General features: G+C 65.2%; 13 protein-coding genes. 4 read left to right on the top strand and 9 right to left on the bottom strand.

Translation table 11 applies throughout. From position 1 onward, the window contains the following. The first annotated feature begins 231 nt into the window (after positions 1-231). Together greA and A3764_RS06430 are read left to right on the top strand one after the other, a co-directional pair. On the top strand, positions 232-702 hold the full coding sequence (gene greA / locus A3764_RS06435; RefSeq protein WP_067928133.1) for a transcription elongation factor GreA: 471 nt from the start codon (positions 232-234) through the stop codon (positions 700-702). A gap of 14 nt (positions 703-716) precedes the next feature. Further along, positions 717-1769: a hypothetical protein gene (locus A3764_RS06430; RefSeq protein ID WP_067951344.1), complete on the top strand. Its 1053-nt coding sequence runs from the start codon at positions 717-719 to the stop codon at positions 1767-1769. Between the two features lie 22 nt (positions 1770-1791). On the opposite strand, the gene A3764_RS06425 is transcribed toward A3764_RS06430, so the two are convergent. Genes A3764_RS06425 through A3764_RS06410 form a run of 4 tightly spaced genes read right to left on the bottom strand, consistent with a single transcriptional unit; the run spans position 1792 to position 5904 of the window. Beyond that, positions 1792-3918 (bottom strand): molybdopterin-binding protein, encoded by a 2127-nt coding sequence (locus A3764_RS06425; RefSeq protein WP_067928875.1) that lies wholly within the window; start codon positions 3916-3918, stop codon positions 1792-1794. Continuing rightward, positions 3915-4406, bottom strand: a complete 492-nt coding sequence (mobB, locus tag A3764_RS06420) for a molybdopterin-guanine dinucleotide biosynthesis protein B (RefSeq protein ID WP_067928872.1) — start codon at positions 4404-4406, stop codon at positions 3915-3917. Before mobB ends, A3764_RS06425 begins: the two co-directional genes overlap by 4 nt. Beyond that, positions 4403-5005: a molybdenum cofactor guanylyltransferase MobA gene (gene mobA / locus A3764_RS06415; protein ID WP_067928877.1), complete on the bottom strand. Its 603-nt coding sequence runs from the start codon at positions 5003-5005 to the stop codon at positions 4403-4405. Before mobA ends, mobB begins: the two co-directional genes overlap by 4 nt. An 11-nt stretch (positions 5006-5016) precedes the next feature. Then, the gene (locus A3764_RS06410) at positions 5017-5904 is read right to left on the bottom strand and encodes a formate dehydrogenase accessory sulfurtransferase FdhD (protein ID WP_067928870.1); all 888 of its coding nucleotides are present in this window, start codon (positions 5902-5904) and stop codon (positions 5017-5019) included. A 47-nt stretch (positions 5905-5951) separates the two neighbouring features. Here A3764_RS06410 and A3764_RS06405 point away from each other — a divergent pair, with 47 nt between their 5' ends. Continuing rightward, a complete protein-coding gene (locus A3764_RS06405; protein WP_067928867.1) occupies positions 5952-6671 on the top strand; it encodes an AzlC family ABC transporter permease in 720 nt (239 codons plus the stop codon). Beyond that, complete coding sequence (locus A3764_RS06400) at positions 6668-6994, top strand: AzlD domain-containing protein (RefSeq protein ID WP_067928865.1); 327 nt, start codon at positions 6668-6670, stop codon at positions 6992-6994. The genes A3764_RS06405 and A3764_RS06400 overlap by 4 nt, the downstream gene beginning before the upstream one ends. A gap of 12 nt (positions 6995-7006) precedes the next feature. Here A3764_RS06400 and A3764_RS06395 read toward each other — a convergent pair whose 3' ends face one another. The 5 genes from A3764_RS06395 to A3764_RS06375 form a co-directional block, all read right to left on the bottom strand. Then, on the bottom strand, positions 7007-7609 hold the full coding sequence (locus A3764_RS06395; RefSeq protein WP_067928863.1) for a hypothetical protein: 603 nt from the start codon (positions 7607-7609) through the stop codon (positions 7007-7009). 26 nt (positions 7610-7635) lie between these two features. After that, positions 7636-7770 carry an aa3-type cytochrome c oxidase subunit IV gene (locus tag A3764_RS06390; RefSeq protein ID WP_067928861.1) on the bottom strand — a complete coding sequence of 45 codons (135 nt, stop codon included), beginning with the start codon at positions 7768-7770 and terminating at the stop codon, positions 7636-7638. A 130-nt stretch (positions 7771-7900) separates the two neighbouring features. Further along, the gene (locus A3764_RS06385) at positions 7901-8386 is read right to left on the bottom strand and encodes a DUF6173 family protein (RefSeq protein WP_067928859.1); all 486 of its coding nucleotides are present in this window, start codon (positions 8384-8386) and stop codon (positions 7901-7903) included. 3 nt (positions 8387-8389) lie between these two features. After that, positions 8390-9451 (bottom strand): MBL fold metallo-hydrolase, encoded by a 1062-nt coding sequence (locus A3764_RS06380; RefSeq protein ID WP_067928856.1) that lies wholly within the window; start codon positions 9449-9451, stop codon positions 8390-8392. Further along, positions 9448-11160 carry an acyl-CoA dehydrogenase gene (locus A3764_RS06375; RefSeq protein WP_067928854.1) on the bottom strand — a complete coding sequence of 571 codons (1713 nt, stop codon included), beginning with the start codon at positions 11158-11160 and terminating at the stop codon, positions 9448-9450. Before A3764_RS06375 ends, A3764_RS06380 begins: the two co-directional genes overlap by 4 nt. Positions 11161-11261 lie beyond the last annotated feature (101 nt).

The following is an 11261-nucleotide window of genomic DNA, read 5'->3' as shown; positions in this document are numbered from 1 at the left end:
TTGCAGGCCGTAAAGGAAAGCAACGCGAGGGGTTTTTACGCCCTGCGCACACCACCCGACCCCCGGCTGCGCCACATATGCGCGAAACCCCGTTGCGCGTTCCCTTGCCGATTGGTACGGGCCGCCCCCCTTGCATTTGCTTATCCGTTTGGGTCAGTTAAAGACGAACACCAACAGCGGCCGCCCCTCGTTCAACGAGGGGCGGCTCTCATTGATAGCAGGCTGACCGCGATGGAAAAGATCCCGATGACCCGCAAGGGCCATGACGCACTCGAAACCGAACTGAAGCACCTCAAGTCGGTCGAACGTCCCGCCATCATCAAGGCCATCGCGGAAGCGCGCGAACATGGCGATCTGTCGGAAAACGCGGAGTATCATTCCGCCAAGGAAAAGCAGTCTTTCATCGAAGGCCGCATCAAGGAACTGGAAGGCGCCATTTCCCTGGCCGATGTGATCGATCCGGCCAAGATATCCGGCCCCATCAAGTTCGGCGCGACGGTCACGCTGGTGGATGAAGACACCGACGAAGAGAAAACCTATCAGATCGTCGGCGAATACGAGGCCAACATTGAAAACGGTCTTCTGAACATCAAGTCGCCCATCGCCCGCGCCCTCATCGGCAAGGAAGAAGGCGACAGCGTCGAGGTGCGTACACCCGGCGGTGAGAAATCCTACGAGGTTCTCAAGATCGTCTACGCCTGATCGGAGATCACCACATGACCGAAACGCAGGACACTCCGCCCCCAAGCAGCAAGGCGGATAACGGCGGCGCGCGCCCGACACCGCTGGGCATCTATGACAAGCCCGGCGCCGGTGGCGTCACGGAGATCGAGATCATCGCCGTCGCGCTGAGCGCCGTCTGGCTGATCGGCTCGGCGCTGTTCTTCCTGCTGCAGCCCGCGGAGGGAGAGACCGAAGGCACCAATGGCCTGCGGTTCCTCATGACGATGCTGGCGGTCTTCATGCCCGTGGGCATGATCTGGGTCGCCGCCACGGCGGCACGGGCCAGCCGCGTCATGCGCGAGGAAAGCCAGCGCCTGCAGGCGGCCATCGATGCGATCCGCCACGCCTATATCGCCCAGCAGCAGGGCCAGCCGCTGCGGTCCGAACCGTCGGTGGCGCGCAAGCTGGACGAAATCGCTGCCGCCACGCGCAAGACCGAAAGCGCGCTTGCCACCTTCCAAAGCCGTCGGGACCATGCCGGACGTTCGCTGCCGAATGCGGCGGCCGTTTCGGTGGCTTCCGCCGAAGAACAGCCTGCACTGGCACTCGGCACTCAGCCCGGCGACCTTGCCCCGCAACTGGCGACCGAAGACTTCATCCGCGCGCTGAACTTTCCCGAAACCGCCGAGGATCAGGCCGGGTTCAACGCGCTGCGCCGGGCTTTGAAGGACAGGTCGGCTTCCCAGTTGATCCAGGCCGCGCAGGATGTGCTTACCCTGCTGTCGCAGGATGGAATCTACATGGACGATCTGCGCCCGGACCGCGCCCGCCCCGAAGTCTGGCGCCAGTTCGCCCAAGGCGCGCGCGGGCGCACGATCGCGCCGCTGGGCGGTATCCGCGACCGATCTTCGCTGGCGCTCAGCAATGCCCGGATGAAACAGGATCCGATCTTCCGAGATGCGGCGCACCACTTCCTGCGCCGGTTCGACAAGACATTCGCCGCCTTCGAAAAGACCGCATCGGACGGAGAGATCTCGGCGCTGGCGGATACGCGCACCGCGCGGGCCTTCATGCTGCTGGGCCGCTGCGCGGGTACATTCGACTGACGGGGCCGCCGCCCCCCCGGTATTATCCCTGCGGGGGTTTGATACCGAAACTGCCGTATGGAATATAGCGCACCGGATCGCCGGGCTGGATATCAGCGGCGGGTTCGGGCAATTCCACAAGACCTTCGGCCCATGAAAGACCGCTGATCCGCCCGGAGCCTTCGGACGCGAAGACCTCCGCCTTGCCGTCCCGAATCCGGGCGCGCAGATATTCCCGCCGCCCTGCCTTTTTCGACTTGGCAAAGGCCGCAGGCACGTCGAACCCCTGCGGCGCGTTCCACCCCGCCCCTGCCAGCAGATCCAATGCGGGCCGGGCGAAGATCAGGCTGCAGACCATCGCCGCCACGGGGTTGCCCGGCAGGCCGAAGACGGGCACGCCGTCCCACATGCCCAACGCCAGCGGGCGCCCCGGCTTGATCGCGATCCGCCAGAGCGTCATGGCACCGGCTTCCCGCAACAGCGCGGATACATGATCCTCGTCGCCCGCCGAGGCGCCACCGCTCGTCAGAATGGCATCGACCCGCCCCGCCGCGTCGTCCAGCCGTTTGCGCAGAGTTTCGCGGTCGTCCGGCACCCGGCCAAGATCGACGGGGACATGACCCAGATCACCCAGCAGGGCGAGCAGCATGGGCCGGTTCGCATCGTATATCCTCGTGTCGGGCGCGTCTTCGCCCGCTTCGGCCAGTTCGTCCCCGGTGGAAAGCACCCCCACCCGCAACGATTGGCGAACCGGCACCTCACCAATCCCCGTCGCGGCCAGCAGCGCAAGTTCCGCCGCACCGATCCGTCGCCCCGCGGTCAGGATCGCATCCCCCTCAGTCACGTCCTCCCCGGCGCGTCGGGTATTGGCACCCTGCTTGACCGGGCCACAAAAGGTCACCGCACCCTCTTCGACAGTCACGTCCTCTTGCAAAACAACGGTGTCCACGCCATCAGGCAGGGCCGCGCCCGTCAGTACGCGCAAGGCGTAGCCGGGCGGGACAGAGACCGGTGCATCCCCGGCGGCGGCGCGCCCTTTGGCGAGCGGAAGGCGGTGGGCCCCCTCTGCCCGGGCGCCGGCAAAGCCATAGCCATCCACCGCCGTATTGGGCAGCGGCGGGTTCGACCGCCGCGCGGTAACGTCTCGGGCGGCAATACGGCCCGCGGCCTCTGTCAGCGGGAGATGTTGCGTAGCCGTCACGGGGGCCAGCCTGTCACGCAGCGTTGCGAGCGCTTCGTCCACCGGCGTCCAATGAACGCCCGGGGGAAGCGCGAAACAATCGTTGCGCAAGGGGCGCGGTGCGTTGTTGCCGCGCGCCGCCGTCCGCAGTTGATCCTCGGCTCCTACACCGAGGATCCAGCCCTCCACCGGATCCCCGGTTGTCAGCATCTCTGTCAGCACCCGGGGATCGAGCCGGGAAAGCGCAGCGGCCAAAACGCGTACCTGCGCACGGTCCCGCACCTCGTCCGGCTCTGCCTCTTCCGCGATGATATCGGCAATGAGCGAGGGGAAGACCTCCGCCAGAACAATGGGTGTTTCGGGTGCCTGAAAAGGCGCGACCGACAGGGCCTCACCGAACCGTTCGCGCAGGGCCTGAAGCCGCGGCAGGCCCAAGAGGGCCTGAGAACCCACCGAACCCGTGGTGTAAAGCTTCCAACAGGGCTGCGCCCCACCCAGCCCGGGCGCGCGTTCGACCTGCCGCCGTTCGGGCAGCCCGTGGTCCCGCCTGCGGGTGCCGTGTGTGGGCAGAACATCGTCCCCCAGGTCTGCAGGGCACCCCCAGAACGGGCCGACACCGGGGAACATTGTATTGAGCTGGCGCGCGACCGCGAACCGGTTGTTCGCGTTGTCGGCGCCGTCCTGCACCTGCTTCGCCAGATATTCCCACAATGCCAGAGGATCATCCCCGCCCGTCACAACGCGTGCGAACCCCGCAGGATAGGCGAAAGGAAAGTCAAAGCCCGCCAGGACCCTGCGGCCCGCTGCCAGTTCGGCCGCGAAAAGCCGCTCCAGCGCGTCCTGTGCCTCCGCCCGGGTGCGGTGGTAGGTGCAAACGACATCCCCGGCCTGAGCGATTCCGATCCAGATCGCATCCTTTTCGGGGCGGGCCGATGAAGGGCTGGACCGGGCGGACCAATCGACGACAACAAATGTGTCGAATGCCCTCACAACCCGACCTCTGACAGGATGAAATCCGCAATCGCGCGCGTATCGTCCAGATCGAACACCGGGCGGTCGAGGTCGAGCGCCGTGTCACTGGCAACAGCCCGTACCGTGGGATCATCCGGGGCGATCAGGGGGTTGCCGGTGACGGCGCGGTGCGCCTCCACCTTGGGGTGACCGTCGCGTTTGTAGCCCTCGACCAGCACCAGATCGACCGGCGACAGCCGCGTGAGCAGATCGTCCAGCGTCGGCTCCGAAGCATCGCGCAGTTCGTGCATCAGGGCAAACCGGCTGCGTGAGGCGAGCAAAACCTCGCGTGCGCCCGCGACCCGGTGGCGGTGGCTGTCCTTGCCTTCGTGATCCACGTCGAAACTGTGATGCGCATGTTTGACCGTAGAGACCGAATGGCCACGCCCGGTAATCTCGGTCACGAGGCGTTCCATCAGGCCTGTCTTGCCCGCGTTCTTCCACCCGACGACGCCGTAAATCCTCATGCCATGGTCTCCGCCCGGGCCAGATCCTCGGGTGTATTGACGTTGAAAAACGCGTCTTCGTCTTCGAACAGGGCTTCGCGCCCGCCGTGGCGATCGGTCCAGAGCACCACTTTGCGCAATCCGCCGTCGAGCGATTGCCGCAGGTCATCGCGCAGGGCCACGGGCCACAGGCCGAATGTCGGATGCCGGACACTGCCCCGCCGCGGGTCCGGCGTGGCGGCGAGCACCAGCGGATGGTCCATTCCTTCCGCGGCAAGCAAGAGGCGCGGCACCAGATCGCAGGGGAAGAAGGGCGTATCGGCTGCGGCGGTAACAATCATCCGCGCACCCCGCGCCGCCGCCCAGTCGAGCCCGGCGAGCACGCCCGCCAGTGGCCCCGCGAACCCCTCGACGCTGTCGGGCAGAACCGGCAGGCGATAGTCCGCGAAGCGCGTCGCATCGCCGTTGGCATTGAGCGCCATGTCATCGACCTGTGGCGACAGCCGGGCGAGGACGCGTTTCAGCAGGGGTTCACCGCCGATGGTCAGCAGGCCCTTGTCCCCGCCGCCCATGCGGGTCGCCCGCCCCCCGGCCAGCACGACACCCAGCGGCGCAGTCATCGCAGTATCGTTCATGCGCCTGCCTTGCGACCGGACCGGCGCGGCTCCTGCGGGACGCTGGCGGGATCGGCATCCCGGATGAGCCGGTCCTCACCGCTCAGGCAGACGAAGCGCTCCCCCCGCATCCGCCCGATGAGGGTGAGCCCCACCTGCCGCGCGATTTCCACCCCCCAAGCGGTAAAGCCGGAGCGCGACGCCAACGTGGGAATACCCATCATCGCTGTCTTGATCACCATCTCGGAGGTCAGCCGCCCGGTGGTATACAGGATCTTGTCCGCAGCACCCTCCCCTTCGGAGAGCATCCAGCCGGCGATCTTGTCCACCGCGTTATGGCGACCGACATCTTCCATGTAGACGAGTGGCCGATCCTCACGGCAGAGCACCGTGCCATGTATCGCGCCCGCTTCGAGGTAGAGGCTGGGCGTCCGGTTGATTTTCGAACTGAGCGCATAGAGCCAGGATGTACGCACCGGGGTGGCGGGCAGGCGCACGTCTTCGAGACCCTCCATCATGTCGCCAAACACGGTGCCGACCGCGCAGCCGCTGGTACGAGTTTTGCGGCGCATCTTGTCCTCGTAATCGGTCGCGCGGGCCGTGCGAACAACGACGGTCTCCAACTCCTCGTCGTAGTCCACGCCGGTGATCTCTTCATCCGGGCGCAGCATCCCCTGATTGCGCAGAAACCCCAGCGCGAGGTAATCGGGATAGTCACCGATGGTCATCGCCGTCACGATTTCCTGCCGGTTGAGAAAGATCGTCAGGGGGCGTTCCTCCACCACGCGGGTGGTGACCGGGGCGCCGGTCTGGTCCGTCCCCTCCACCCCGCGCGTAAGGCGCCCGGCCTGTGGATCGGGTGCGATCACATAGTCGGTCAGATCGGTGTCGCGGGCCAATTGCATCCCCCCGGTGGCGGCGTTAAGCGTCGTAGGTAATCTAGGGGCTTCTCATGACCACCACCACAAGGAAATCCGCCTATTTCAAGGGCGTCGCCGATGGTGCGCCCTTTATTCTGGTGATCATTCCCTTTTCGACGTTGTTCGGCATCATCGCGACAGAGGCCGGGCTGAGCGTCTTTGAAACGCTGTCCTTCTCCGTTGTGGTCATTGCGGGCGCCGCGCAGTTCACCGCGCTACAACTGATGCAGGAAAACGCGCCGACGGCGATCGTGCTTGCCTCCGCTTTGGCGGTCAACCTGCGCATGGCGATGTATTCGGCATCGCTCACCCCGTGGATCGGGGCCGCGCCGCTCTGGCAGCGGGCGCTCGCCGCCTACCTGACGGTGGATCAGTCCTATGTCTGCGCCATCGCGCAATACGAACGCGCGCCTGACATGACGGTGCCCCAGCGGATCGCCTATTTCATGGGCGCGGTCACGCCGGTGGTGCCGCTGTGGTACCTGTTCACGCTGGTGGGGGCGCTGCTCGGGGCACAGGTTCCCGAAAGCTGGGCGCTCGATTTCGCGATTCCCATCACCTTTCTGGCCATGATCGCGCCGATGTTCCGCACCCTGGCGCATGTCGTGGCGGCCTTTGTGGCGGTTGCGGTATCGCTGCCCGCGGTGGGCATCCCCTATTCGCTGGGGCTGATCGTGGCCGGTATCGCCGGGATGATGGCCGGCGCACAGACGGAGCTTTGGCTGGAACGCCGCAGCGGGGTGCGGCCATGATCGATGACGGCACTCTCTGGATCGTGATCGTGGTGCTGGGGCTGGGCAGTTTCGCCCTGCGCTTCATGTTTACCGGTCTGGTGGGCAACAGCGCGATGCCGCCCTGGCTTCTTCGCCATCTGCGCTATACCGCCGTGGCCATCCTGCCCGCACTGGTGGCGCCGCAGGTTCTCTGGCCCACGGCCACCGGGGGCACGCCAGACCCGGCGCGGCTGGCCGCCGCCATCGTCACGTTGCTGGTCGGGCTGCTGACCCGGAACGTGATCCTCGCCATTCTCAGCGGGGGCGGAACGCTCTACGGGTTGCTCTATCTGCTCAGCTGAAGCCGGGCCGTGCTACTGCGTGGCTTGCGCGGCCTTCAACACGTCGATCACATTGCCGGCGTCGTCTTCGTAGTAGCGGGTCGTTTCCACGCCCGGTATCGTGCCGAACTGCGTCATCAATTTCACCGGGTAATAGGTGCGGTCCACATGGGTGAACCCGGGCACCTGCGCAAGCAGCCGCGAGGTGGCGTTGGCGCAATGGGCGGCCATGACCGATCCGTTCGACTGCGCGAGGCGCAGGGCCTGCTCTGCCTGTTGCGGGGTCACGACGATGCGCTGGCTTACCACGTGATAGGCGCTGCGCGCATGGGCGGAGCGGTAGGCCTGCAACCACGCGGGCGTGACGCCATAGATCACGTCACCCCGTTCGGCGACACGCGGGTCGCGGAACGATCCGGCCGGGTCGAAGATCACCCGCTGCGAGCCGTCGATCATCAGCGCGGTATGCCCGCCGCTGCCGGTCCGGTTGCTGATCATGGTAAAAAGGGTGAGGGTCCGGGGCCCATCGGTCGTGAAGGAGGCGGCGGCCACTTCGGCCGGGGAAGACTCCACCCCGCCATCATTGGCACAGGCCGCCAGCAGGGCAACGAGCAGTGCCGCCAATACCGGACGCATGACGAAACGGGCCTGCGGTAAACGGTTCAGCGGATGAACAGCGCCATGAGGACGAGCAGGACGATGATCGCGATCACAGTCTTGGTGACGAAGGACATGAAGCCGTCGAACGTCTTTTCCTGCGTCGTGATGTCCATCTTGCCATGTTCGTGGTCGGCCATGTCGCGGTTCCCTGATTGTGTCGTCGCTGGGTATCCTATTCGCAGGACCGTGTCACGATGTCAAAGACCTACGCGAGGATGGGCACAAGATGCCGCAGGTTTCAGGGCCGCGCATTTGAACCCGCGAGGCTCAGTCCGATTGGTCCGTCGGGGTCGGTTCGGCAGTGTCCAGATCCTGCGCCAGCCGAAATCCGATGCGGTTGGGCTTTTCGTCATCCTTCTGCTTTGGCAGGGCGCGCAGCATGACGTTCAGTTGGCTGACATGCTGGATCAGCTGCGTGCGGCCCCCTGCGGGGTCGGTGCCGTAGAAAGTGACGATATCCGGATCGAAATATCCCATACCCTGGATGCGCAAGAGCCCGGCTTCGGCCCCGGTGAAGCCCATTGCGACCTCATGTTCGCTATCGAGCTGTTCTTCGAAATTCCGCAGATAGATCACCACCCGCTCATAGGCCCAGCGGGCGGGCGATTTCTGCGTGACGGGTGTTTTCGTCACGCCCTTCGGGACGGTCTGATCGCAGGCGTTGCGCCGGGCGGGATCGTCGTGCACCTCGTATATGCACGGCAAAGCGTCCGCCTCTACGAGTTCCGCGGCTGTCCGGATTTCGTTATCCATGGGTCACCCCTTGCGCTGGTAGACCCATGCACCATCGTCGCGCAGGCTGCGGGTGGCAAGCCCGGTCTGGAAAAGGTGGCTGAGATGCGCCACCGATTCGACGAGTGCGAGGCCATACTCCCCCTCGCCGATGCTGCGCTTGAAAAGCGGCGGAAAACATTCCGAAGCAGATTTCGGCGTATCGATATAGGCCAGCAGACGCTTCAGCGCGCCATGGTGATTCTCGATCAGCTGTTCCATGCGCTTGGGCAGGCCGGTGAAGGGCAATTTATGCCCCCCCAGCACCAGATGATCGGCCCGGGCCAGCGGGGCCAGTCGTTCGCAGGCTTCCAACCATTCGCCGATGGGATCGGCCATGGGTTCGGTCGCATAGACACCCACGTTGGGACTGATGGAGGGCAGGATCTGGTCCCCCGCCAGCACGAGGTTGTCGTCCCGGCTCCAGAAGGTGGCATGTTCGGGGGCATGGCCGTTGCCGATGTGAACATCCCACTCACGGCCCCCGATGCGAATGCTGTCCCCCTGTTTGATCCGGGTATAGCCCAGCGGCAGCGGATCCACGACGTCAGAGAAATTGAACGGGCGTTCGCGCGCACGTTTCTCGTAGATCTCGTTGTCCATGCCGGACTTGCGGTAGAAGGACAGGGATTCCGCCGCCGGAACCTCCTGCGCGTCGAGAGTGAGCATACGGGCCGTCAGCCATGCGGTGCGGGTCGTGACAAGCTCTGCCCCGAATTCCGTCTGGAACCAGCCCGCCAGCCCGATGTGATCGGGGTGGTGATGGGTGACGACGACCCGTCCGACAGGCTTGCCCCCCAGCGGCCCGGCCATCAGGTCACGCCAGATCGACTTGCCCTTTTTCGACGAGAACCCGGTGTCGATGATCGTCCAGTGATCGCCTTCGTCCAGCGCATAGACGTTCACGTGATCCAGCTTCATCGGAAGCGGCAGTCGCAGCCAGAGAACACCGGGCGCGACCTCTATGGCGGTGCCGGTTTCAGGCGGGGTTTCCCATGGATAGCGCAGGCCGACGGGTGCTCTGGTGGCAGGGACCGTATCGGTCAAGCTGCCAGTTCCTCCGCGCTCATGGCATAAAGTTCCGCATCCCCCGCCTGCGCATGGGCCAGCAGGCCCACATGCTCGGGCAGCAGGCGCTGGATGTAGAAGCGGGCCAGCTTTTCGCGCGCACCGCCCCGGTCGGCCATGGCGGCCTTCAGGTGCAGATGCCCGCCCAGTACCCGTGCGAAACCGCGCAGATAGGGGACAGCCCCGGCGAAACGCGCGTTCAGATCCTCCTGGGAGGTCAGCCATTCGGTCGCCTCGCGCAGCGTCTCGGTTGCCTGCCACACGGCATCCGCCATGTTCGGGAAAGTCTCCCGCGCGTCTTCGGCGGCGGCCTCGATCTCATCCAGAAGGCGTGTGGCGGCTTCGCCCCCGTCCATCATCTTGCGGGCCACGAGGTCCATGGCCTGAATGCCGTTGGTCCCTTCGTAGATCGCGGTGACGCGTACATCGCGGCTGAATTGCGCGGCGCCGGTTTCTTCGATGAAGCCCATGCCGCCGTGTACCTGCACACCGGTTTCGGCCACGGCGATGCCCACGTCCGTGCCGAAGGCCTTAGTGATCGGGGTCAGGAAGGCCGCCCGCGCCTTCCACTCAGCCTCACCCGTGGCATTGCCCATGTCGATGGCATGGGCACAGGACAGCGCGATGGCCCGGGCCGCGAAAACGTCGGCCTTCATGGTCATGAGCATACGGCGCACGTCGGCGTGGTCCACGATGGTGCCTGTGCCGTCCTTGCCCGCCCGGCCCTGCTTGCGGTCGAGCGCATATTCCAGCGCGTGCTGATAGGCGGCTTCGGCCGCGCCGATGCCCTGTTCCCCGACGCCGAGCCGGGCGTTGTTCATCATGGTGAACATCGCGGCCATGCCACCCTGTTCCTTGCCGATGATCCATCCCTTGGCGTTATCGTATTGCATGACGGCGGTGGGGGAGCCGTGCAGGCCCATCTTGTGTTCGAGGCTGACGACACTCACGCCGTTGCGCTGGCCCGGGTTGCCATCCTCATCCGGCAGGAATTTCGGCACGAGGAAGAGGCTGATGCCTTTCGTCCCCGCCGGCGCACCGGGCAGACGGGCAAGCACCAGATGGCAGACATTGCCGGTAAAGTCATTGTCGCCCCAGCTGATATAGATCTTCTGGCCCGAGACCGAATAGGTGCCGTCGCCGTTGTCCTGCGCCTTGGCCACCAGCGCGCCCACGTCCGACCCGGCCTGCGGCTCCGTCAGGTTCATCGTGCCGGTCCATTCGCCGCTGATCAGCTTGGGCAGGTAAAGCTCCTTGACCGCGTCGGAGGCATGATGCTCAAGCGCCTCGATCTGGCCCTGGCTCATCAAGGGGGCCAATTGCAGCGACAGGCAGGCGCCGCTCATCATCTCGTTCACCGCCGAAGTCAGCGTCATCGGCAGGCCCATGCCGCCGTATTCAGGGTCCGCGCTCATCCCGATCCAGCCGCCTTCGGCGATGGCCTTGAATCCTTCGGCAAATCCGGGAGAGGTGCGCACAACGCCGTTTTCCAGCCGTGCGGGGTGCAGATCGCCGTTGCGCTGCAGGGGGGCCAACACCTCATCACAGAGCTTGCCCGCCTCGCCAAGGATCGCCTGCGTCACGTCATCGGTGGCTTCCGCGAACTTCTCGGTCTGGCGCAGGGCCTCGAAATCCACCACGTGGTCGAACAGAAACTTGTAATCATCGACGGCGGCGCTGTACGGCATGGAAAGAACTCCTGAGAGGCGGGGGTGCCTTGGCAAGGACCGCGCGGCCCTGATATGGGGCCAGGCACTGTTGGGTGTTGCGGTCAGCATGAAGTGGCCCG

It is taken from the genome of Sulfitobacter sp. HI0129, from assembly GCF_001635395.1.
Classification (GTDB): Bacteria; Pseudomonadota; Alphaproteobacteria; order Rhodobacterales; family Rhodobacteraceae; genus Sulfitobacter.
The sequence above is the reverse complement of the archived record's forward strand: the minus strand, read 5'-3'. Positions and strand labels throughout refer to the sequence as shown.